The sequence below is a fragment of the Hyphomonas sp. UBA3195 genome (assembly GCF_002366485.1).
GTDB lineage: Bacteria > Pseudomonadota > Alphaproteobacteria > Caulobacterales > Hyphomonadaceae > Hyphomonas.
In genome coordinates, this window is the sequence record NZ_DEXB01000020.1 from 7,887 (window position 1) to 29,516 (window position 21,630).

The following is a 21,630-nucleotide window of genomic DNA, read 5'->3' on the forward strand; positions in this document are numbered from 1 at the left end:
GCCTCGTCGGGACCATACCCAATTACAGTCAGCCGAGAAGGAGAAAATCCGGCCGAAACCATATAATCCCGCACAGCCAGCGCCCGTGCCTCGCTGAGGGCAATATTTGCCTCCCGCTCGCCCGTGGAGTCGGTATGGCCGCCCACTTCAAACACCAGATCTCGCGCACACCGCTCAGATACGGTCATGACCTTGTCCAGCGTCAGGCCGCTTTCACGGCTAATGTTTGCCAGGCCGGTCTCGAAATACACCTTGTTGGTCTCCATCACCGCGTCAAAGGCCTGCTGGCAGGCCGCAACCGGGTCTGCCTGAAAGTCGATGTCGCGAATCTCGTCCACATCTACCTGCACCGTATCGGCGAAGACTGTGACAGGATAAGGGCCACCAAGATTGGCCATATCCTGCTGGAGGTAGGCAATCGTGGACCCTGACGCCTCGCCCTCGAAACTGAGACCGGTTTCCTCTGGCTCGAACGCCATTTCGCCGGACCGGAACTTGGCAAAATGCGGCAAGCCCACGCGCACGCCGTTCAGCCAGCCCGGATGAGGCTCGCCAGCGACCTCCATCTCGTCACGTACGGTGCGCGCATAATATTGCTTGGCGATCGTCAGGATTTCCTCGCGCTCGGCTTCGCTGGCGACCTTGCCGGACAGCACCAGTTCGCCGTCGCCATGCGCCGCGCTCCACAAGGCCGGGCCGCGCAGGAAAGGCTCTCCCCGGAACGGGGCGGTCACATTGGCGATGTCGGCCGAAACCCGCGCGCGGGTCGCAGTCTCCATAGAGACCCCGCGCAACCGGACGCGCGTGTCATGCAGGCGGGCTTCGCCTGTATCGAGTTCAGCCAGGCTGTCCAATGCGAGCCGGGCCATGCCCTGCCAGTAAGCGGCTGGCGCGCCATTGGCCAGCTGCATACGGTCTTCAACCGCGCCATCGCCAGCATGCGAACCGGCATAGTCCAGAAGGTCAGCGCGAATGGTACGCGAGGGCACATGCCCCATCAGGATATAGTCGCCTGCACCAGTCTTGATGGCGCGCCAGACATAGGGGGTCACCGGCGGCGCAGTGCCCACCCCACTCTCGACCATGGTCACTCCGCCAAGGACGATCCCGCCTGACCCGCTGGATGTCAGCACGGTTTCAGCTGCTGCTTCTATGGCATCCATGGAGGGGGCCTTGCCGGTCAGCTCGGCGCGTTGGCCATGCATGCGCACGCCTGCCCAGTCAAAGCCCTGCTCGGCCAGCGCCGCATTGGCGTTGGCCTCCAGCCGCGCTTGGAGGTTTACAGGCGTGTTCGCTGACTGGTACACGGCCCACCAGCCCGTGCAGATCAAGCCAACAAGGGCCACAAATCCAAAAAGGTAGTCGAGCAGTCTCATAGAGGCCCCGCGACCTCCTCCATTGCTAATCCCCTGATAATCAGGGATGCCCTATTCAGCATGTCCTCGCAAGAGTTACCCCGCAGAGTCAGAGACGCCGAATCCCCAGCATGACCCGCCAGATTGAGACGATCAGCAGCGCATCAAACCCGCTCATCAAGTCCTTGAAAAGTCTTGAAAGAAAGAAAGGCCGAGCCGAAACGGGCCTGTTTCTCGCAGAAGGCGCGCGCCTGATCGGCCAGGGGCTTGCAAACGGTTGGAAGGCGGACTCGCTGATTGTCGCGGCAAGCATGGCAGATCGGCCACACCTCGCGGAATTGATCCGTCAGGCAGAGACTTCCGGCGCGCGGGTCGTGCTGGCCGCCGACAAACTGATGTCGCGTATCACTCACAAGGATAATGCGCAGAGCGTGGTCGCGGCGTTCCACCAGCGCCATCTCGGCCTTGATGCCCTGCCGCAGGACAGCAATGGCCTGTTTGTCGCCCTTTATGAAGTGCGCGATCCCGGCAATTTGGGCACAATCCTGCGCACGGCCGACTGCGCGGGCATTTCCGGCGTGATCCTGATCGAAACCTGTTGTGATCCTTACAGTTTCGAGGCCGTGCGCGCCTCCATGGGCTCGATCTTCGACATGCCCTTTGCGACCGCCTCGTTCGACCAGTTCAACGCCTGGCGCAAAAGGCTTGGCCTGACTATGAGCGCCGCGTCGGTCAATGGCACGGCCCGCCATGACCGCACCGATTTCACCTCCAGCTCTGTCATCATCATGGGCAATGAGCAATCCGGCCTGCCGCCTGAAGCCGAAACCGCCTGCGACCAGCTCTGCCTGATCCCGATGCGGGGCGGCGCCGACAGCCTCAATCTCGCCCAGGCCACCGCCATCATGACCTATGAAGCGTGGCGCCAGAGGGATTTCAAATGAAGACCGAAACCCGCCTCCTGATCGCCGACGACTGGAAAGACTACGCCCTGCTCGACAGTGGCCACTTGCAGAAGCTTGAGCGCTTCGGCAGCCAGACCGTCATCCGGCCCGATCCCCAAGCTTTCTGGGAGCCAGCCCGCCCCTTGGAAAGTTGGCGCGCCGATGCGCAGTTTTCTGCGAAGTCGCAAGATGATGACGGCGCGGGCAATTGGGAAGTGCTGTCTCCCAAGGCGCTCGACAGCTGGCCGATGCAATGGAATGGCCTGACCTTCGAGGCGCGCCGTGCTGCCTTCCGGCATATGGGCGTGTTCCAGGAACATTCGGTTCACTGGCGCTTCGCGCAGGAGAAGATCCGCGCAGCCGGCCGTCCGATCAAGGTGCTGAACCTGTTCGGTTATACCGGCATGATGTCGCTCGCCTGCGCAGCCGCGGGCGCCGAAGTGGTCCATCTGGATGCCAGCCCGAAATCAAACGGCTATGGCAAGGACAATCAGGCGATGAGTGGCCTGCAGGATCGGTCCATTCGCTGGATCGCCGATGACGCCATGAAGTTTACCGCCCGCGAGGTCCGGCGTGGCAACGAATATGACGCCATCATCCTGGACCCGCCGAAATTCGGACGCGGCCCAAAGAATGAAACCTGGCGGTTCGAGGAAAACTTGCCCGAATTGCTGGACGTCGTGAAGCAGCTGCTGAGTGACCGGCCCCTGTTTGTGATCCTGACGGCCTATGCCGTGCGCTTGTCTTATCTGGCCCTGTCACAGGCGCTGGCTGACCGGCTCTCCCCGCTGGGCGGCGTGATGGAGACCGGCGAGATGGCCCTGCCCCAGCAAGGTTCAGACCGGCTCTTGCCGACAGCCATCTATGCACGCTGGCACGCGGGCGCCTGACCGCACGCCTCTTTCTGCGCAGCCAGACAAAACAGCCCTTAGCCCGGTTCGGGTGAAGCGCTAAGCGCTGTCACCGCACCCGTTAAAACAAAAACGGCGGCTCCGAAAAGCCGCCGTTCCTGTTTCTGTTACGTCGTCAGACTTAGAAGTCGAACGTCGCACCCATGAAGATGTAGCGACCAAGAGCGTCGTACACTTGTGGGTAGGTGTTACCGTTACCCGGCGCCGTACCGACAACCGAGGAAAGCGGTGGATCTTCGTCCAGGACGTTGTTCACGCCGAGACGCAGGGACATGTAGTCCGTCGCGTTCCAGGAACCGGAAAGATCGAAGTAGTTCTGGGCATCCAGAACACCGTTGATGGTGCCATCGTCACCACCTGCGATTTCGACTTCCGAGAAGTGGCGCCACGTACCGGTGACACTGAACAGGCCTTCGGCATCGGCCCAGGTCATGGAAGCCTTGTGGCGGTATTCTGGCGAAGCACCGTTGGCAACTTCCGTACCACCACCGGAGGCACAGCTGCCGCCGTAGTAGCCGACACAGTCGAAGATATCAGCGCCGGTGGAGTTCGGCAGTGGCTTGGTCTCGAGAGATTCAAGCATCGTACCGACATAGTCGAAGTCGATTCCGCCGCGAGCATCCAGGTCCAGAGCGTAGCTGGCCAGAAGGTCGAAGCCGGAGGTCGAAAGCGAACCGGTGTTGATGTTGGTTGCAACGATGTAGCCGGTCTGACCCGCCCACAGTGTGCCGCCATTGCCGCGATTGACGAGCGAACAGAAGAACGTGTCGCCGGTTTCAAGGCAGGTATCGAGTGCCAGTTCCTGTGGAACCGTACCCACGAGGTCTTCAACAGTGATGTCGAAGTAGTCGAGGGAAACTGTCAGGCCCGGGATCATCGACGGCGTGGCCACGAAACCAATCGTGTACGTATCAGCCGTTTCTGGTTCCAGGTCTGGGTTACCACCGGTCAGCGTGTTGAACTGGCCAGCTGGGTTATCCGCGATGCTGCCGTACTGGGCAGCGGTCACGCCAGTGTTTGCACACTGTGCAGCCGTTGCGGTTGGCGTCGTGCCAGCACATGGATCGTAGATGCCGTTTGAACCTTGAGTCAGGTCGAACAGGCCGATGGACTGTGTCGAGAAGAGTTCGAAGATGTTCGCAGCACGCACGGCGCGCTGGAATGAACCGCGGAAGCGGATGTCTTCAACCGGAGCGTACTCAACACCGATCTTGTAAGCGTCAGAAGACACGGCGTCATAGTTCGACCGGCGATAAGCAAGGTCGACACCCAGGGACTCAACACCCTCATAACCTTCGATCAGTGGTGCGTTGACCTCTGCGAAGTAGTCATAGACTTCCTGCGAACCAGCGATTGGGTTCGTAGGTCCACCCTGACCAGCACCGTCGCCGGACTGGAAGTTGCTGTCTGGGTTGGAGTCGAGGCTATCACGACGATATTCCACACCGAAGGCAACCTTGATGCCTTCTTCAGCCATCGGAGACACGACGCCATAGTCGGCGAGGTCTGCGAAGGTCTTGGCAGTCACAACCGTCTGCTTGACGTCGCCATCCCTGAACAGCGGGTTGACGATGTAGTTCACAGCAGCGTCGCTTGGGCCGGCACCTGAGAAGATGTCGTAAGGAGCACAAGCCGCGTCGTCATTGTTCGGATCGGCATCGGCATTGACCGCACAGACAATGTTGCCCGTTCCGTCATCAACAGCGTAGAGCGCTTTGGACAGTTTCGAGATCGACAGGTCGTTATTGTAGACTTCCGAACGGTGCACGTTGGCGTACACAGCAGAGATGTCATAACCCCATGGCGAGTCGCCAATGGTGCCCTGCAGGCCGATCACACCACGATAGGTCGTGTGACGGATGTCGTTGTTGCGGTTTCCGCCTTCGACGTTCCGGCGAAGGAACAGGACGTCGCCGATACCGGCAATGTCATCACCCGCTGCACCGCGCGACGTACAGATAAAGTCGACCTGTTGTGCGCTCAGGAATGGGTTGTCACAGTTGATGCCGCCATTTCCGCCGGTCACACCGTAACCAAACACACCAGACGGCGCGATTTGGGAATTGGTCTGGTTGTCCATGAACATGAATTCGCCATATGCGTTCACATATGGGTTGATGTCATAGTTCGCGAACGTACCGAAGGAGTAGCGCTCGTTCGGACGCTGGAAGTGGTTGTACGGGTTGTAGTTGAACGTGTCAGAGACAAAGTTCCGCTCAACGAACTCGTTCGTGGTCGGGTCAACGCGAGCCCACAGACCGGTCGGCAGGTTGGAGCCGAGGTCCAGAATGTTGGTGAACTGGTTCGTGGACGAACCGGCACATGTGAAGTCGTTACCACCATTGGTGGTGGACAGGGCACACTGCGAATAGTCGCGGTTAGCCTGAAGAACTTCCTTGGTGTTCTGGAAGCTGGCGAAGCCCATGACGTGACCGCGGCCATTGTCCAGCTTGCCACCGAACGCTGCGGTGATGTCAACGGACTCACCATCAGACGTCGAGCCATCCGGAACCGTGAACTGGGAAGGGTTGTCAGCTGCGAAGCCACCCAGGATGTCCTGGATGTAGCTGTTGGAATTGTCGTGCTGGTAGAAGGAGTAGTTACCTTCCAGGCGAACACCTTCGAAATCCGTGTCGAGCACGAAGTTCACAACACCGGAAACAGCGTCAGAACCGTAGGTTGCGGACGCACCACCGGTCAGGATGTCAACTTTCTTCACCATTGCGGCTGGGATGAAGTTGATGTCCGGAGCAGCCGTGTTCAGCGAGCCGTATGGCAGGCGGCGGCCGTTCAAGAGCGTCAGCGTGCGGGAAGCACCCAGGCCGCGAAGGTTGACCGAAGCCGTACCGGTCGCGCCGTTGGCGAGGGCGGAACCCTGAGCACCGAATGCCTGTGGCAGGGCGTTGATCATGTCTTCCGCACGGACAACACCGCGCACGTCGAAGTCGGCGGAGCCGAGGGACGTGACCGGGCTGGTCTCAACCAGGTTGCCGCTTTGCGGGATCAGCGAGCCCGTGACGACGATGGTCTGTTGTACGGATGCTTCTTCCCCGTCCGCCTCTGCTACAGCAATTACGTCTTCATCTGCGTCTTGGGCGTACGCTGGCAGCGCAGCAGCTGCAGCAAGTGCAGCGCCGGCAAATACCGACGACGCCAATAGGCGCTTCTTCAAGTTAAGTTCGCTCACTTGAACCTCCGAAAGGATTGTCAAAAAAATGTGTCCACATCATGCAGACAAACCTGGCCCCCTAGACCAAGTCTTACCGGGCAGTAAGGATTGAGCACCTTGCATAGTCAATTGGATGCAGCGGCGCTCACAAGCAAAATGACACCAGTGTGACAGAATCGCATCACCTTTTTGGTCGGTTTGGGGCAATATTGTTCCAGATACGCCTGATAAATCCGAAAAAATGCCCCGAACGGATTTTGCGGCGCCCTCCACTATGCTTGTTTTCCAGGCAGGCCACCTGAATTCGAGCCGAGCTTCATGCTGCGCCTGATCGCATTTCAGGCAATCCGCCCTGTTCAGACCAGCATGAAGCTGACAACGACCAGGGAAATGCCCAGCGTGACGCCCACGATCAGGATTGAGAACAACAGGATCAGGGTTCGCAAGGCAGCCATGAATCGCCCCGTCTCGTAAGTCACGCGCAATTGGCGATAGAGATACGCAATGCCGACCAGCACCCCACCCAAGATAAGCTCGCCAAGCCAAGCTGCGTTCACGGCGGCGAGCACAATTAAGAAGGTCGCTGTCAGATAGATGAAGGTCTGCACATGCAGCGCGGTGATCACATGGTCATAGATGTACCGGCTGCGGTGCCACGCATACAGAATCGTCAGCATGAAGGCCAGGATAGGCAGGAACATCAAACTGAATCTCGGCGCCCATTCCCGAATGCGCGCGCCATAGCGATCCTGGTTCTCGTACACGGTCGCCGCATGGTCGGCGGCGCGCCATGCCTGCTCGCGCTCCGCGGGGGTCGCATCCTCGTCCAGTCTTGAAGTGACCTCATCATAAAGCGCGTCGCGATTGATGCGGCCGTCATCCGTCATGATACGCTGAAATGTGATGCCGTGCTCCGCCTGTAGCAATTCCAGCTGGATGAGTTCGCGCTCATCCGGCGTCAGGTCGGGGTCTTCTGCCCGGGCGCGCAATTCCTCCAGCCCCTCTTCGGTCACCACCGGAAGAGGCTCACCATCCTCCCCTATCCCGACATCGATCCCGTTTTCCAGGAGGCGGTCGATCTTGAGAGAATTGTACCAGCCCATCTGATCGCCGAGCGTGAACAGGGTCAGGAAGAAGATCACAGACGCCATCAGGAACATGCGGAAAGGCGGCACATAGCGTGCGCGCTTTCCATCCAGATAGTTCCGGGTCATCCGGCCGGGGCGGAACAACAACATGGGCAAGGACCGCCACAAGCGGCCATCCAGCGCAAATACGTCCGCCAGACTGCTCGCCACCAGATCCCAGACCGGGCGATGGAAGTCAGACGCCAATTGGCCGCACGTTGTGCAGAACCGGTCCTCGACGATGGTCTCGCAATTTGCGCAAGGCAAACCGGACTTTACCGGATGATGGTCTCCGGTCGACAAGCCACTTGCCGACCCGAGACCTGCGGCCTCCATTTCATGTTCCATTTCGAGACCCCCGTCTGTTTACCGCTACTCGGCGCTGAGCCCCTCCCGGCACAGAAAGCGCGAGCGATGCTGATCCTTCGCATTTTCTTCCCAGCCGGTCAGCTCCGGATCGACCATGTTCTTGGTCACCTGAAACCACATCGGCGTAATCGGATATTCTTCGAGCATCAGTTCTTCAGCGGCTGCGAAGACTTCTGCCCGCATCTGCAGGTCCAGCTGCTGGTTCGATTGGCTCAGAAGCGCATCATACTCCGGATTGGCATAGTCGCCATAGTTTTGCTGGCCCGTTTTGGAATCGAGCAGGTAAAGAAAGTTGATCGGATCATCGAAATCCGCGACCCATGCCGCATCCGCTACCGAGAAGTTTCCGGTCCGCAAGCGCGAATAGAGCACTTTTGTATCCTGTTTCACGATGGTCGGGTTAACCCAGGGGGCGATATCACTCCAATTGGACTGAGCGACCGGCGCCACCTTCGGATTGTCGTCCGTCGAACGGTGAATGAATTCGAACTCAAGCGGATTGCCCGGGCCGAACCCTGCCGCTTCCAACAGGCTGCGCGCCTCGGCAAGCCGATCTTCGCGTGAGGTGTCCTTCCAATCCATGGATGGCCGACTGACATCGTAATTATTGATGCCCGGTGGCACGAAGGAATACGCTGGCAGATAGCCCTGTGTCAGCACGTTGCGAACCATGAACTCCCGGTCGAGCGCCATTGAAAGGGCCTTGCGCACGCGCACGTCGTCGAACGGCTCAACGGTGGTGTTGAATGTCCAGTAGGTCGAGATGAGAGAAGGTGTCGTGCGCAGCCAGCCGGGGAATTTCGCATCCAATTCGGTATAGCGAGACCCGTCAAAGGCATTATTGATGTCCAGTTCGCCTGCGGAAATCTTGTTCTCGACGGCCGACAGGTCTTCCAGTTCCAGATACACGACCCGATCAAAACACGCCTCCGGCGCGCCAAATCCGGTCGGGTTCTTGTCGGCGACCAATTGGTCACCCGTGCGCCAGTAGACCAGCTTGTAAGGACCGTTGACGACAATATTTTCCGGCTGGATCCACGCATCTCCGTGCGCTTCGATGGCCCAACTCGGCAACGGATAGGTCGTGTAATGGCTCAGCAGGCCAAGCAAATAAGGCGCCGGGTATTCCAAAGTGATTTCCAGCATCTTGTCGTCGATGGCTTTCACGCCCAGTTCTTCGGGCGGCAATTCCTGTGAACTCACCTTTTGCGCATTCTTGATCAACCAGAGGAGCGACGCGTATTGCGAAGCAGTTTCCGGGTTCTGGATGCGGCGCAGGCTGTAGACGAAGTCGCCGGCAGTGACGGGCGTGCCGTCAGACCAGACATGATCACCCAAAGTGAAGGTCCAGACCAAACCATCTTCACTGACTTCATAACTGTCGGCCATGCCCAGCACCGGGCGGCCATCTGGGCCATCCGTGGTCAGGCCGATGATCATGTCGCCAATGATAATGTTCTCCCACTGCGCGGATGATTTGTTGGGGTCCAGCGTGTCCACCTTGGCCGAAATTCCCCGGCGCAGGGTCGGCACGTCAGAGGCTGCGGAATCCCCACCGCCCCCGCAGGCGGCCAGTGTCAGGGCAAGTGCGGCAGCCAGGCCGGTTGTCATCAAGGCGTTCAACTTCATGGGTTTTGTGTCTCCAACGTCTTTTCCGCGATCGCGCGATTTGCAACACTGCTGCCAGACCATTACGGTTTTGCAAAGCCTTCCTGCTGGAAGTCGCACATGAGGTAACAGGAATGACCCGAATTTGGTGCATTGCAGGGATGATTTTTGCGCTTGGCGCAACAGCCACTGCACAAGATGTCTCAACCGATGACGTCTATACCTGCACATCCGTCACCGAAGATGCAGAGCGCCTTGCCTGTTACGATACGGCTGTTGGACGGCTGCAAGCCGCCGAAGCGGCGGGTGACGTCACAACAGTGACCCGACAGGAAGTCGAACAGGTCCGCCAGGATTCCTTCGGCTTCTCCATTCCGTCCCTGCCCTCTCTGACGCTCGGCAAATCTGACGACCAGAGCCTCAAGGAGATGACGCTCCCTGTGAAAGCCGTGCGCGGCAATCGTGGAAATCTGGTGATCACGCTGGAAAATGGACAGATCTGGCGGCAAACCGATTCCAAGGCGCTGCGCAATAATGGCCAGACCGAAGCCCAGATCTATGAAGCGGCCTTCGGCAGCTACAAGATGAAACTGGATGGCGGCATCGCATTCCGGGTCGAACGCGTAAAATAATACGGGAATCCTTGCCGCAAACTTCAGCAAACACTGACCGAACCGCGCGCAGGCCAGCAATGGCTTGACCTATTCCGGGCACGTGGCTTGCTGAATCGATGAAACCTTTCTCAGGCTGAGACGTAGTCCCGTCGAGCGACTGGAAGGGAATCTGCGTATCCGGACAAAGATCACTGCCCACAGGAATACGCGCTGGCTGAAGCGCTTTCGCCCGCCCCTTCTGTTTGCGCTGGCCGGCGCGGCGCTGGTCTTTGCGACGCCATACCTACCTCAGTACATCCCTGACGGCTTTGTCTCAGGCGACCGGCTCGAGCGAATGGCAGGGATCAGTTCAGGCGTATTGTTCATCATCGCCTTTGGCTGGCTGGTCGGCACCATTGTCGATGCCTTGATCAAACGCCGTCTGGCTGGCCTGCACCTCGATGCAGAAGACAATCTGGAAGCACGCAAATCGGCCACGCGGCTGGATGTCGTGCGCCGCGTCTGGATCGTCATTGCCGGAATCGTCACCCTCGCCGCCGCGCTCACCGTCATTCCCGGCGTGAAACAGATTGGCGTCAGCCTGTTTGCATCGGCCGGAATCGCGGGCATCGCCATCGGCTTGGCGGCCCGTCCCGTACTCAGCAACCTGATCGCCGGACTGCAGATCGCCTTCACCCAGCCGATCCGGCTGGATGACGCCGTCGTCGTCGAAGGTGAATGGGGCTGGATCGAGGAAATCGGCCTCTTCTATGTTGTCATCAAGATCTGGGACTGGCGACGCCTCGTCGTGCCGCTCTCCTATTTCATCGAGACGCCTTTCCAGAACTGGACTCGCAAGAGCGCCTCCATCATCGGCAGCGTCTACTGGACGGTAGATTATCACGCACCCATCGCGCGGATGCGCGAGAAGCTGGAAGAGATCTGCAAGTCCACCCCGCTCTGGAATGGCGACGTGGTGAATTTGCAGGTTACCGAAGCCTCGGGCAATTCTGTAACGGTGCGCGGGCTCGCCTCGGCCAGCTCGTCTCCGAAAGCCTGGGACTTGCGTTGCCTGATCCGTGAGCAGATGATCGAATGGCTTCAGGCCGAGCATCCCGAAGCCCTGCCCCGGCTGCGCGCTGATACGGATGTAAGATTGCCAGAGGATTTCGGCGGCTTTGCGCCCCAGCAGGGCTAGTCGCTACCAGGGATGGGTCTTGCCTTCAAAGTCCAGGAAGCGCAGCTCGCTTGATGGCCCTGCCGTGGTGATGACCGTGTAGAGGCCAGCAGCACTCTGAGCCGGATTGACTGGCGCCTGCTTGCCGCCCATGTCAGTGTTCACCCAGCCCGGATGCAGCGCGAGCAGGGTCACCCCCTTCTCCGCAAGTTCGGGCGCGGCGGCACGCAAGGCCATGTTCAGACCCGCCTTGGACGTGCGATAGATCAGTCCGAAGGACGCATGCGTGTTCTCGATGGATCCCATCATGCTGGACAGGCTGGCCGCCATCTTCACATCGCTGGCCGCAATATTGTCCAGGAACGTGTCGATCATTCGAATCGGCGCAATCGTGTTCACCGCCAGCATGTTGGCGAACGCGTCATAATCGAGATCCTTGAACGCAGCGAAACTGCCAATGCCGGCATTGTTGATCAGATAGTCGATGGGCTGGTCGCCGACCGCTTCCTTCAATGCCGCCACCGAAGCTGCATCGGTCACTTCGAGCGGATAAACTTTGGCGCCCGTCGCGTTCAGTTCGTTTGAGGTCTCAGGGTCGCGCGCCGTGGCAATCACGTCATGACCTTGAGCGAGAAACTTGCGGACAAGCTCCAGACCGATCCCACGATTTGCACCGGTGATAAGCGTGGTAGTCATAGAAACTCTCCGTCTGGATAGGTCTGGGTATATGGGAACGCGTCGGCAAACGCTGCGACAGGGCCGCTACGACTCTGGCAAAATCCGGTAGACCGCAGTTGCTTTCATCAGGGGCTTGTCACCTTGGCGGGCCATGCCGCCGGTGAACAGGATTGTGCGAGTTTGCCGGTCAACCTTGGGCTCCAACGTGACATCGGCGCCTTGAGCCGCCTCAGAGGACACGTCGATCGTGACAGAAACCATTTCCACCGGATTGGGAGCGCAGATCGCTTCAGCATCGGCACGTATCGCCGCCATCAGGTCCAGCGCCAGTCGTTCGTCCGGTTTCAGAGTGGTTACGTCTTGCATGTGGTGGAAGCCCTCAATCACTGGCCTTGCACATAGACAGGCCCGTTCCAAAAGAAAAGGGCCAAGCCGGTTGGGGGGAAGAGAGGGAGAACCGACTTGGCCCCATATTGGGAACGTCTTGAGGCAACTGACAGTGTCAGGGGGGGTGTCTGCCTGCAAGATACAAGGTTTACGCTCTTCAGTTGGCTTGGTTCCGCGGAAAACGAAAAAAGTTTCGCGCATGAAAAAGCCGCCCTCGCGGCGGCTCATCCAAAGCTTGTCTTTCGAGCCAGATCAGGCGGCTTGGGCCGCGGCTGCGACCGCGTCGAGGTCCGACCCGATAAGGTCACCCAGATGGCCAAAGCCGACCAGGGCGTGGTGCTCGTCCATATAAGTGGAAATACTCGGCAATAGCAGGCCGATGGCCTTGTGGTCCAAACCCAGCTTGTGGAGTTCGGAAATCATGGATTGCGCGACAATGCGCTTGCCGCCGGGCGTCTGTTCGATCAGGCGAGCAATCTCTCCAACCGGGGCGCCGATCGTGCTGCCTGTGCGGGCCGACAGGGCGCGTGCGCCCGGAATGGTCTTGAACATGGCCGTGGCGAAGGGGGAATCCTGACGCTCTGCTGCGTTCAGGACAATGCCGAGGGCTTGTCGGGACGCGTCCTCCGAGAGGCCATTATGCCGGGCGAGGTGTGCTGTAAGATCGTTCAACATGTGCGATGGCACTCCTAGGATTAACGGCTTCGGAATTATCATTAACCCTCATTGTGCTTACCGCTTGGTTACCGGGCGCATTGCTGTGCAAGGCAAATGCGACCAAGTGCGTTAAGATGCATTAGGGCCGGGTAAACAAACCGCCCCAAATCATTTACCTTTGACCCCTCATCCGTACGTCCCAAGGAGTTTTCATGATCCGTATCGGCATACTCGGCGCCGCCAAGATTGGCCCCAAGGCCATCATCGAGCCCGCTGCAAAACGTGATGATTGCGAAATCGTCGCCGTGGCAGCGCGCGACGCGGACAAGGCGCGCACCTATGCCGAAGCGAACGGCATCGCGCATGTTGAGACCGATTACGACGCGCTGGTGCACCGCAAGGATGTCGACCTGATCTACAACGCCCTGCCCCCGCATCGCCATGCCGATCTGACCATCGCCGCGCTGGAAGCTGGCAAGGCGGTATTATGCGAGAAGCCCTTCGCCATGAACGCCGCCGAAGCCACGCGCATGGTCGACGCCGCCAACCGGGCCGGCAAGCCACTGATCGAGGCGTTTCATTATCGCTTCCACCCGGCTTTCCTGCGCGTTCTGGAAATCGTGCGCAGCGGAGACCTCGGCGCGATCAAGACCATGGAGGCGGTGTTCAATGTGTCGATCCCGTATCGCGAGGGCGAGTTGCGCCATACGCTGGAACTCGGTGGAGGCGCATTAATGGATCTGGGCTGCTATTCGGTCCACATGATCCGCACCCTTGCAGACGCAGAACCCGATGTCCTGTCGGCCAGTGCGCAGTGCGACCGGCCCGGTGTTGATATCGGCACCAAGGCACATCTCGGTTTTTCAAGCGGCGCGTCAGCAATTGTGGAATGCAGTATGGCAGAAGATGTGGACCGCGATATCAGGCTCGAAATCGTCTGCAAGGATGGCTGTGTCTCCTTGCTCAACCCGGTACACCCGCATCGCGGCCACCAGATCACCATCCGGCAAGGCGGCCACGAACGCACCGAGACGGCCGACGGCATGATCACCTATGAGCACCAGTTGGCCCATGTCATGGACGTGATGGCCGGACGCGCCGTGCCGCTGACCGGTGGCGCCGACGCGATCGGCAACATGGCCGTGATCGACGCAATCTATGCAGCGGCAGGCCTCTCGCCCCGATAAAGCGTCCAGGCTCGCTTGACGCATGAATATACAAAACGTATACGGAATGTATATAATTCATATCGAGGACAAATATGGGTATCGTGAAGATCGACAATGACCTGCATGAAGAAGTCCGGCGGGCGAGCGGGGTCATGTGTCGATCCATCAATGCGCAAGCCGAATTCTGGATTAAAATCGGCCGGCTCGCCGAAGCCAATCCAACGCTCTCCTTCAATGACATTGTGAAGATGCAGCTCGAAGCGGCCGATGCGCCCTTGGCCGACCTGAAGGTCGCCTGACATGGTAAAGACGCCGAGCGAGATCGCGCTGATGCGCATCTCTGGCAAACTGCTGGCATCCGTTTTCGAAATGCTGGACCAGCAGGACCTGGCTGGCATGTCGACGCTACAGGTCAACGATCTGGTCGACCGCTTCATCACCGGAGACCTCGGCGCCCGCCCCGCAAGCAAAGGGCAGTATGGCTTCAAATTCGTCCTGAACTGCTCAATCAATCATGTCGTGTGTCATGGCGTGCCCAGTTCGGATGAGATCATCCGGGATGGCGATATCATCAATCTTGATATCACCCTCGAAAAGAACGGCTTCATCGCGGATTCAAGCAAGACGTACATGGTCGGAAATGTCTCAGCCGCCGCCAAGCGAATTGTTCGGATCGCCGAGACAGCCATGTGGAAAGGCATTGGACAGGTACGTCCCGGCGCGCACCTTGGCGATATCGGTTTTGCGATTGACCGCCATGCCAAGAAAAATGGCTGTTCTGTCGTACGGGAGTATTGCGGGCACGGCATTGGCCGCGAAATGCATGAGGATCCACAGGTTCTCAATTTCGGAAAGCCGGGCACCGGCCTCAAGCTGCGCGAAGGCATGGTCTTCACCATTGAACCCATGATCAATCTGGGCACACGCCAGGTTTCGACCGAGGCTGATGGGTGGACGGTGGTGACCAATGACGGAAAGCTCTCCGCCCAATTCGAGCATACGGTTGCTGTGACGAAAACCGGTGTTGAAGTGCTGACCTTGCGTCCGGGCGAGACACCCATGCAGGCGCGCCGCGCGTAGTCAATACGGCACAGTCCGGTACAAGCGCATGGCAGGACATGATAAGCTGACTTGGTCTGAATTTGACCGGGAGCTGATCACATGAAAATCGCAGGCATGGTCTTTGTTATCCTCGGGGCGCTGGCAATCCTCTTCCCGTATGTTGCCGGGCTCTCCTACAATTTCATTCTCGCCTATCTGATCATCTTTGCGGGCGCGGCGCATCTCTGGTGGGCCTGGCGGCCGAGCCTTGAAGGGCGAACGCAGCATTTGCTGCTCGGCCTGCTCTTCCTTGCTGGCGGGATCAGCCTGCTCGTCTTTCCGTGGATCGGGCTCATCTCCTTCACCATAATTCTGGGCGTATCCTTCCTGGTCCAGGGCGGGGTCCAGCTTGCCCTCGCCTCCAACAGCCCGCGTCTGCGCGGCAACAGCAAGACCATGCTGATCGTGGCAGGCCTTGCCGGCATCATCGCAGGCGCGCTGATCCTGATCGGCCTGCCCAGCACAGCGGCCTGGGCCATTGGCATATTGGCCGGGATCAACATGCTGTTCTTCGGCGTCGCCATGATGGCAATGGACAAGGCCCTGTCGGACGTGTTTGACGACTGACGAGCGCCCTGCGCGGCATCTTGCATGGCGGGCTGGCTCCGTGATATTCGACCCATCTCACAACAGGCGCTGAGCGCGGTCGCGTCACGAAGACGAGGCAACCGCGGCGCAGGATAAGTCCTGTGTGTGCGCCGTTGTCGGCACCCCCCAGGACATTCAGAGCCAGGAGTGCTGACAGATGAAGACCATTATCGAACCCTTCCGCATCAAATCGGTCGAGCCGATCCGCATGACCACGCGAGACGAGCGCGAACGACTGCTGAAAGAGGCGGGCTACAATCTGTTCAAGCTGCATTCGGATGACGTGCTGATCGATTTGCTGACCGATAGCGGCACCTCGGCCATGAGCGCGGCGCAATGGGGCGCGGTGATGACCGGCGATGAGAGCTATGCCGGCGCGCCGAGCTTCTACCGGTTCGAAGCGGCCGTGAAGGATCTGATGGACTTCAAGCACATCATCCCCGCCCATCAAGGGCGCGCTGCGGAGCACCTGCTTTTCTCGCTGATCGCCAAATCCGGTCATCTCATTCCGTCAAACACGCATTTCGACACGACGCGCGGCAATATCGAAGCCGCGGGCGCCGAGGCACTGGACCTACCCATCGCAGAGGGCAAGATCCCCTCCCTCGACCATCCCTTCAAGGGGAACATGGACCTGGACGCCCTCGCCAAGTTGATGAGTGAGCGCGGCGATGCCGTGCCGTGTGTGATGATGACGATCACGAACAATGCAGGCGGCGGCCAGCCGGTCAGCCTCGCCAATATTCGCGGCGCCGCCGAGATCGCCCATGCGCATGGCAAGCCCTTCTTCATTGATGGCTGCCGGTTCGCCGAGAACGCCTGGTTCATCAAGCTGCGCGAGGACGGGCAGCAGGACCGCTCGATCAAGGAGATCGTGCGCGACACGTTTGACGTGGCCGACGGCATGACAATGAGCGCCAAGAAGGACGCCTTCGCCAATATCGGCGGGTGGCTCGCGCTGAATGATGACGCGCTGGCCGAACAGGCCCGCACGCGGCTGATCCAGACCGAGGGCTTCCCGACCTATGGCGGCCTTGCCGGCCGCGACCTCGACGCGATCGCACAGGGCCTGACCGAGATCGTGGATGAGGATTATCTGCGCTACCGCGTGCGCACCAATGCCTATATCGCCGAACGGCTGGACGCGCTGGGCGTGCCGGTGATGAAGCCGGCGGGCGGCCATGCAGTGTTCGTGGATGCGCGCGAATGGCTGTCCCACATTCCGCCGCTGGAATATCCGGGCCATGCGCTCGCCTGCGCGCTCTATGAGGAAGGCGGCATTCGGGGCTGTGAGATCGGGACGGTCATGTTCGGTCGCAAACCGGATGGCACCGAAGAACCCGCCCGGATGGACCTTGTCCGCCTAGCCATGCCGCGCCGCGTCTACACCCAGTCGCATGCGGACTATATCGTCGAAGTGTTCGAGGAACTCGCGAAGCGCAAAGATGACATTCGCGGCCTGAAGATCGTGAAAGAGCCGCCCATGATGCGCCACTTCACGGCGGAGTTTGAAACGCTTTGATCGCAGATTGACTCCTATATAACTAAAGCCTTATATAATTGTAGAATTATATATAGGTGACTCATGATCCATGATATCGCCGCTGCCATCGGTGCCACGAGCCGCATCGTCCGCAAGCGCGAACGCGACGGAAAACCTGCAGAGTCCGTCATCGCGGAACGCACTTACGACATCGGTATCAAGGACCTATGGGATGCGTTGACCAATCCGGAGCGACTGCCGCGCTGGTTCTCTCCCGTTACGGGCGACCTCAAACTCGGCGGGCGCTACCAAGTGGAGGGAAATGCGGGCGGCACCGTGACAGTGTGCGATCCGCCGAAGACGCTTGAACTGACGTGGGAGTTTGGCGGAACGGTCAGCTGGGTGGAGGTCCATTTGCACGCAGTCAGCGAAGATGAAACGCACCTCCAGCTGGTTCACGAGGGCCATATCGATCCGGCATGGGCCGAGAAATACGGCCCCGGCGCCACTGGCGTTGGCTGGGATCTCGGATTACTGGGCCTGCAAACACATATTGCCAGCGGTTGGTCGAAACCTCCGGAAGCCGACATGGAATGGACAAGGACCGACGAATACAAGTTGTTCGTCCGCAAGAGCAGCGCAGGCTGGCGCGACGCATCCGTCGCCGCCGGTAATAATCCGCAGATTGCAGCCAGCGCTGCAGCGAATACAACGTCTTTCTATCTCGGCGAGGCTCCGCCGGAAGGAGGCTGACCATCATGCATGCCTTTGACGTTCTCGGTGATCAGGTCCGCCGTCGCATTCTCGAGCTGTTGGCGGAAGGCAGCCTGTCGTCAGGCGACATTGTGGACGTGGTCCAGGCCGAATTCGGCATTTCGCAAGCCGGCGTTTCCCAACACCTCAAGGTGCTGCGCGAGAACGGTTTTGCTTCAGTGAAGGCAGAAGGCACGCGGCGAATCTATTCGCTCGGTACAGAGCCATTGAGAGAAGTCGACGACTGGCTAGGCCATTTCCGCGGTTTCTGGACGCACAAGCTTGAATCGCTCGCAACAGAGGTGAAGCGCGGAAAAAAACCTCGGGAGCGTTAGGCTTCCTTCGCCATTTCGATCCACTCTTCGACTTCCTCTTCGGCGAGGTAGTCGTCGTCGCGGATCACACGGTCCCCCTGTGGCGTCTGGAGGAATTCACTCGCCAACATGAACAGGGTGCGCGCAGGCGCCTCGGCCAGTTCCTTGCGATTGCGGATGCCCGCGCCGACAAGGATCTGGGCGTCGTGCACGCGCAGGCCCGGCACTTCCATCATCAGGATCGTCTGGTCCTTCCAGTCGTTCAGCGTGTCAATGTCGATATAGGCCACATCGACGAGGAAGACGGTCTCTTCCGTATCGCAATCCAGCAGGTCACCCACCGTGGTGATCCCCGCGCGCGACAGGCGTTTGGCCGTCTTCTTGCCAATGCTCGGCGCCTCGACCACGGGGGACTCGCGGGTGATGCGGCTGCGGCGGGCGACGTCGCCGGACTCCTCGCCAAGATCATCAGCAAGCGGCGCGGGGGCAGCGGCCTCGGGCTCCGGCTCGAACAAGACTTCTTCTGCCTTTGGGGGAGCCTTTTTCTTCGGCGGAGGGGCTTCCTCGGCCAGCGGCACTCCTGCTTCGGCCGGGTGAAGTGTTTCGTCGGTTGGCGCCGCTTCGATTACAGCCTCCTCGACCACATCCTCTTCAATAACGGTCGCCTCAGCGGCGATCTCGGCCTCATCCTCGATCAGTGCGGTCAGCAGGCGCTCCTCGACCGCCTTGTTCTTCGAACCTATTGGGCCAATCTCCTGTTTGTTCAGCTCTTTCAGCGGAACGCGCAAAACTTGTTTGGCGTGAAGCTTGCGGATTTCCTTGTCATCATCCGGCAGGGTGCGGATGACCTTACCGCTCTTCTGATACTCCTTGTACATCCGCGTCACGGTGCGCTTGTCGGCCGCATCCGACAGTTTCGCCGTTACCCAGCGCAGCGGAATGTCCAGTGTCTCGATATAGCCCTGAAGGGTCAGATTAGTCTTGGGCGGGCTGACAGCAGCCTCCGCAATACCGCGTGAGAGGATCGCGCCGAATCCGGCCGTGGCATAGGCGACCAGTTCCACGATCGCATCGAACATGGTCTCGTCCAGCCCGGCGGGCGGATCCTTCACGCCGACGTCGAGATCATAATGGTCAATGAAGGTCTGATAGTGGGGATGCGACAGGCGCGCGCCATTGCGGACCATGTCGGCGATGAATCCTGCGCCGTCCGGCACTGGCACATCCGGATAGCCGAGCGTCTCTATGCGGGCATCAATCTTGTCGCGGGATTTGGCGATGCTCCACTCCACCGCCCGGTGCATCGTGCCCTCTTCCTCGGTCTGGCCGGTATGGAAGGGCTGGATCGGATCGGCATAATAATGGCTCAGCACGCCGAACGCATAGGCGGCCTTGCTCCATTGCTTGCGACGGAGATGGTCGACCGCCGTCGCATACCATTCCATCGCCTTGCCCGGCGCGCCGCCCCACTCCCCTTCGGAAATGTGCAGGACATGGTTGCGGAAATCCTTGAACTTGGAATCCGGCGCCTTGGCCCCTTCGAGCAGGTGCTCGTGGTGAACCAGGAACAGGTCCTTCCACTTGTCGGCCTCCTCCGAGGCTATGAGCGACAGCGCGTCCATCGCGATATAGTGGTGCGTCGAGCGGCACCGATGGCCGCGAATTACTCGTTCGAGCAGAGACATGCCCGTCTCCCTTCCCGCCTGATTCAATCTGGATCAAACGAGAAATGCCTAATGATAGTTACGCCATCATTAACCATTCGCGCGGGAGGGGAAGTTTCTGCTGCGCCTACCGCACCGCAAAATCGGTGGGCTCGGTGCTCTTGCCCTTGGCGTCTTTTTCGCCCTTGGCCTGGCCGTGCTTGTTGGGGCCCATGAAGCCGAAGAGGTGGCCACCGACCTTGCGCATCTGGATCTCTTCCGAGCCTTCGGTGATGCGATAGCGGCGATGGTGGCGGTAGATGTGCTCGAACGGCTTGTGGCGCGAATAGCCCATCCCGCCATGCACCTGCATCGCCCGGTCGGCGGCATTGCAGCAGAGCCGGTTTGCCCGGTAGTTGCACATGGAGACCTTGTCGGAGAGATGGATCGCGACGTCCGGCTTGGACATCTGGTCCATTTCCCAGGCCGTCTTGAAGATCAGCAGGCGCAGCATCTCGGCCTCGGTGGCGAGCTCCACAAGCGGGAACTGGATCGCCTGGTTGGTCGCGAGCGGCTTGCCGAACGGTTTGCGCTCACGGGCATATTGCACGCTCTCATTGATGCAATACATCGCGGCGCCCACCGAACTCGCGGCTTGGCGAATACGGTTCTCATGCACGAAATGCTGGGCCAGGGCGAGGCCCCCTTCCGGCGGGCCGAACACGGCATCTTCAGGCACCCAGACATCCTTGATGGTCAGGCGCGGATGGTCGGTCGGCATGTTGAAGGTCCACATGTATTCTTCAATGATGACGCCGGGATCACGCGCCGGTACGAGAAGACAGGTGATGCCCTTGGCGTCGCCATCTTCACCACTTGTGCGGCAGAACATCATGATGTGCGTGGCCACATGCATGCCGGTGATCCACATCTTCTCGCCATTGATCAGCCAGCCATCCTTGCCGTCGCGCTTCTGGCGCACCGCACGGGTTTCCATATGGGTCGCATCGGACCCATGATCAGGTTCGGTCAGGCCGAAACAAGCGAGAAACTTCCCGTTCAAAGCGTCTTCGGCAAGATGCTTCTGATCCGGCCGGGCGAAGTCGCGCAGCATCAGGATCTGCGGGAAATTGCCGACTATGGAATGTTCGTTCTGGAGATCATTGTGCAGGCCGAGGCCCTGTTTGGCGAAATGCTCGCGGATAATTGCCATGCCGAGGTTCGAGCCGTCCTGCCCGCCGAACTCCTTCGGCAACGCATAGCGCAGGTGTCCGGCCTTGTCGGCGCGGCGCTTTGCTTCGCGCAGCAATTCTTCCCATTCGGGCCGCGGCAGGCCCTCATTTTCGAAATCAGTCCGGGCCCATTCGCGCCGATGGTCGAAGAAGCGGATGTTGTCGTCCTGCTGTTCGAGCGGCCTAATCTCGTCCTCGATGAACTGGTCGAGCACGGTCAGATAATCGGCGATGTCCTGCGGGATATTGAAATCCATGATGCTTTGTCCTCCTGAGCGGTCGCCTCAGCGGCGATCTCTTTTCCACCTTCGAGACTACCGCACTGAAACCGCGCGGCAATTTATGCCGCCACGGCAGGATTGAAACAAAAAT

General features: G+C 59.5%; 20 protein-coding genes. 11 read left to right on the plus strand and 9 right to left on the minus strand.

What is annotated here, in order from left to right; all coding sequences use genetic code 11:
• A partial coding sequence (locus B2344_RS06695; RefSeq protein ID WP_290484880.1) for an OmpA family protein occupies positions 1-1,376 on the minus strand: 1,376 nt, incomplete at its 3' end.
• A 110-nt stretch (positions 1,377-1,486) separates the two neighbouring features.
• Between B2344_RS06695 and B2344_RS06700 the strand changes: the two genes are divergently transcribed.
• Together B2344_RS06700 and B2344_RS06705 are read left to right on the plus strand one after the other, a co-directional pair.
• Positions 1,487-2,299 carry a TrmH family RNA methyltransferase gene (locus B2344_RS06700; protein WP_290482747.1) on the plus strand — a complete coding sequence of 271 codons (813 nt, stop codon included), beginning with the start codon at positions 1,487-1,489 and terminating at the stop codon, positions 2,297-2,299.
• On the plus strand, positions 2,296-3,189 hold the full coding sequence (locus B2344_RS06705; RefSeq protein ID WP_206992475.1) for a class I SAM-dependent methyltransferase: 894 nt from the start codon (positions 2,296-2,298) through the stop codon (positions 3,187-3,189). Before B2344_RS06700 ends, B2344_RS06705 begins: the two co-directional genes overlap by 4 nt.
• A gap of 142 nt (positions 3,190-3,331) precedes the next feature.
• Here the strand turns inward: B2344_RS06705 and B2344_RS06710 are convergent, their stop codons facing one another.
• From B2344_RS06710 to B2344_RS06720, 3 genes are all read right to left on the minus strand, one after another.
• On the minus strand, positions 3,332-6,397 hold the full coding sequence (locus B2344_RS06710) for a TonB-dependent receptor domain-containing protein (RefSeq protein WP_206992474.1): 3,066 nt from the start codon (positions 6,395-6,397) through the stop codon (positions 3,332-3,334).
• A 338-nt stretch (positions 6,398-6,735) separates the two neighbouring features.
• Entirely contained in the window at positions 6,736-7,854 is a 1,119-nt protein-coding gene (locus B2344_RS06715) for a DUF3667 domain-containing protein (protein WP_206992473.1), read from the minus strand.
• A 24-nt stretch (positions 7,855-7,878) separates the two neighbouring features.
• Positions 7,879-9,504: a peptide ABC transporter substrate-binding protein gene (locus B2344_RS06720; RefSeq protein ID WP_290484881.1), complete on the minus strand. Its 1,626-nt coding sequence runs from the start codon at positions 9,502-9,504 to the stop codon at positions 7,879-7,881.
• 113 nt (positions 9,505-9,617) lie between these two features.
• Between B2344_RS06720 and B2344_RS06725 the strand changes: the two genes are divergently transcribed.
• Together B2344_RS06725 and B2344_RS06730 are read left to right on the plus strand one after the other, a co-directional pair.
• On the plus strand, positions 9,618-10,115 hold the full coding sequence (locus B2344_RS06725) for a hypothetical protein (RefSeq protein ID WP_290484882.1): 498 nt from the start codon (positions 9,618-9,620) through the stop codon (positions 10,113-10,115).
• Positions 10,116-10,431: 316 nt separating this feature from the next.
• Complete coding sequence (locus B2344_RS06730) at positions 10,432-11,274, plus strand: mechanosensitive ion channel family protein (protein ID WP_290484883.1); 843 nt, start codon at positions 10,432-10,434, stop codon at positions 11,272-11,274.
• A gap of 3 nt (positions 11,275-11,277) precedes the next feature.
• Here B2344_RS06730 and B2344_RS06735 read toward each other — a convergent pair whose 3' ends face one another.
• The 3 genes from B2344_RS06735 to B2344_RS06745 all read right to left on the minus strand — a co-directional run bounded on the left by B2344_RS06735 (position 11,278) and on the right by B2344_RS06745 (position 12,993).
• A complete protein-coding gene (locus B2344_RS06735) occupies positions 11,278-11,949 on the minus strand; it encodes an SDR family oxidoreductase (RefSeq protein ID WP_290482750.1) in 672 nt (223 codons plus the stop codon).
• 66 nt (positions 11,950-12,015) lie between these two features.
• Positions 12,016-12,297 (minus strand): hypothetical protein, encoded by a 282-nt coding sequence (locus tag B2344_RS06740; protein WP_290478520.1) that lies wholly within the window; start codon positions 12,295-12,297, stop codon positions 12,016-12,018.
• Positions 12,298-12,570: 273 nt separating this feature from the next.
• A complete protein-coding gene (locus B2344_RS06745) occupies positions 12,571-12,993 on the minus strand; it encodes a hypothetical protein (RefSeq protein WP_034812575.1) in 423 nt (140 codons plus the stop codon).
• Between the two features lie 194 nt (positions 12,994-13,187).
• On the opposite strand from B2344_RS06745, the gene B2344_RS06750 reads away from it, so the two are divergent.
• From B2344_RS06750 to B2344_RS06780, 7 genes are all read left to right on the plus strand, one after another.
• Positions 13,188-14,162 carry a Gfo/Idh/MocA family protein gene (locus B2344_RS06750; protein WP_290478521.1) on the plus strand — a complete coding sequence of 325 codons (975 nt, stop codon included), beginning with the start codon at positions 13,188-13,190 and terminating at the stop codon, positions 14,160-14,162.
• A gap of 74 nt (positions 14,163-14,236) precedes the next feature.
• A complete protein-coding gene (locus B2344_RS06755; RefSeq protein WP_034812582.1) occupies positions 14,237-14,443 on the plus strand; it encodes a ParD-like family protein in 207 nt (68 codons plus the stop codon).
• 1 nt (position 14,444) lies between these two features.
• Positions 14,445-15,224, plus strand: coding sequence for a type I methionyl aminopeptidase (gene map / locus B2344_RS06760; RefSeq protein ID WP_290482751.1), 780 nt, complete (start codon positions 14,445-14,447; stop codon positions 15,222-15,224).
• An 81-nt stretch (positions 15,225-15,305) separates the two neighbouring features.
• On the plus strand, positions 15,306-15,812 hold the full coding sequence (locus tag B2344_RS06765; protein WP_290484884.1) for an HdeD family acid-resistance protein: 507 nt from the start codon (positions 15,306-15,308) through the stop codon (positions 15,810-15,812).
• 178 nt (positions 15,813-15,990) lie between these two features.
• A complete protein-coding gene (locus B2344_RS06770; RefSeq protein WP_206992464.1) occupies positions 15,991-17,355 on the plus strand; it encodes a tryptophanase in 1,365 nt (454 codons plus the stop codon).
• 63 nt (positions 17,356-17,418) lie between these two features.
• Positions 17,419-18,069 (plus strand): SRPBCC family protein, encoded by a 651-nt coding sequence (locus B2344_RS06775; protein WP_290484885.1) that lies wholly within the window; start codon positions 17,419-17,421, stop codon positions 18,067-18,069.
• Positions 18,070-18,074: 5 nt separating this feature from the next.
• Entirely contained in the window at positions 18,075-18,404 is a 330-nt protein-coding gene (locus B2344_RS06780) for an ArsR/SmtB family transcription factor (RefSeq protein WP_206992462.1), read from the plus strand.
• Here B2344_RS06780 and B2344_RS06785 read toward each other — a convergent pair.
• On the minus strand, positions 18,401-20,068 hold the full coding sequence (locus tag B2344_RS06785; protein WP_290484886.1) for a DUF4332 domain-containing protein: 1,668 nt from the start codon (positions 20,066-20,068) through the stop codon (positions 18,401-18,403). The two genes, B2344_RS06780 and B2344_RS06785, sit on opposite strands and share 4 nt — an antisense overlap.
• A gap of 106 nt (positions 20,069-20,174) precedes the next feature.
• The gene (locus tag B2344_RS06790; RefSeq protein WP_290484887.1) at positions 20,175-21,515 is read right to left on the minus strand and encodes an acyl-CoA dehydrogenase family protein; all 1,341 of its coding nucleotides are present in this window, start codon (positions 21,513-21,515) and stop codon (positions 20,175-20,177) included.
• Positions 21,516-21,630: the final 115 nt, after the last annotated feature.

Coding starts and splice junctions, on each gene's coding strand:
- B2344_RS06700 (WP_290482747.1), top strand. CDS start 1,487: ATGACCCGCCAGATTGAGACGATCAGCAGCGCATCAAACCCGCTCATC.
- B2344_RS06755 (WP_034812582.1), top strand. CDS start 14,237: ATGGGTATCGTGAAGATCGACAATGACCTGCATGAAGAAGTCCGGCGG.
- B2344_RS06705 (WP_206992475.1), top strand. CDS start 2,296: ATGAAGACCGAAACCCGCCTCCTGATCGCCGACGACTGGAAAGACTAC.
- B2344_RS06770 (WP_206992464.1), top strand. CDS start 15,991: ATGAAGACCATTATCGAACCCTTCCGCATCAAATCGGTCGAGCCGATC.
- B2344_RS06790 (WP_290484887.1), bottom strand. CDS start 21,515: ATGGATTTCAATATCCCGCAGGACATCGCCGATTATCTGACCGTGCTC.
- B2344_RS06715 (WP_206992473.1), bottom strand. CDS start 7,854: ATGGAACATGAAATGGAGGCCGCAGGTCTCGGGTCGGCAAGTGGCTTG.
- map (WP_290482751.1), top strand. CDS start 14,445: ATGGTAAAGACGCCGAGCGAGATCGCGCTGATGCGCATCTCTGGCAAA.
- B2344_RS06785 (WP_290484886.1), bottom strand. CDS start 20,068: ATGTCTCTGCTCGAACGAGTAATTCGCGGCCATCGGTGCCGCTCGACG.
- B2344_RS06775 (WP_290484885.1), top strand. CDS start 17,419: ATGATCCATGATATCGCCGCTGCCATCGGTGCCACGAGCCGCATCGTC.
- B2344_RS06720 (WP_290484881.1), bottom strand. CDS start 9,504: ATGAAGTTGAACGCCTTGATGACAACCGGCCTGGCTGCCGCACTTGCC.
- B2344_RS06745 (WP_034812575.1), bottom strand. CDS start 12,993: ATGTTGAACGATCTTACAGCACACCTCGCCCGGCATAATGGCCTCTCG.
- B2344_RS06735 (WP_290482750.1), bottom strand. CDS start 11,949: ATGACTACCACGCTTATCACCGGTGCAAATCGTGGGATCGGTCTGGAG.
- B2344_RS06765 (WP_290484884.1), top strand. CDS start 15,306: ATGAAAATCGCAGGCATGGTCTTTGTTATCCTCGGGGCGCTGGCAATC.
- B2344_RS06780 (WP_206992462.1), top strand. CDS start 18,075: ATGCATGCCTTTGACGTTCTCGGTGATCAGGTCCGCCGTCGCATTCTC.
- B2344_RS06740 (WP_290478520.1), bottom strand. CDS start 12,297: ATGCAAGACGTAACCACTCTGAAACCGGACGAACGACTGGCGCTGGAC.
- B2344_RS06750 (WP_290478521.1), top strand. CDS start 13,188: ATGATCCGTATCGGCATACTCGGCGCCGCCAAGATTGGCCCCAAGGCC.
- B2344_RS06725 (WP_290484882.1), top strand. CDS start 9,618: ATGACCCGAATTTGGTGCATTGCAGGGATGATTTTTGCGCTTGGCGCA.
- B2344_RS06730 (WP_290484883.1), top strand. CDS start 10,432: ATGGCAGGGATCAGTTCAGGCGTATTGTTCATCATCGCCTTTGGCTGG.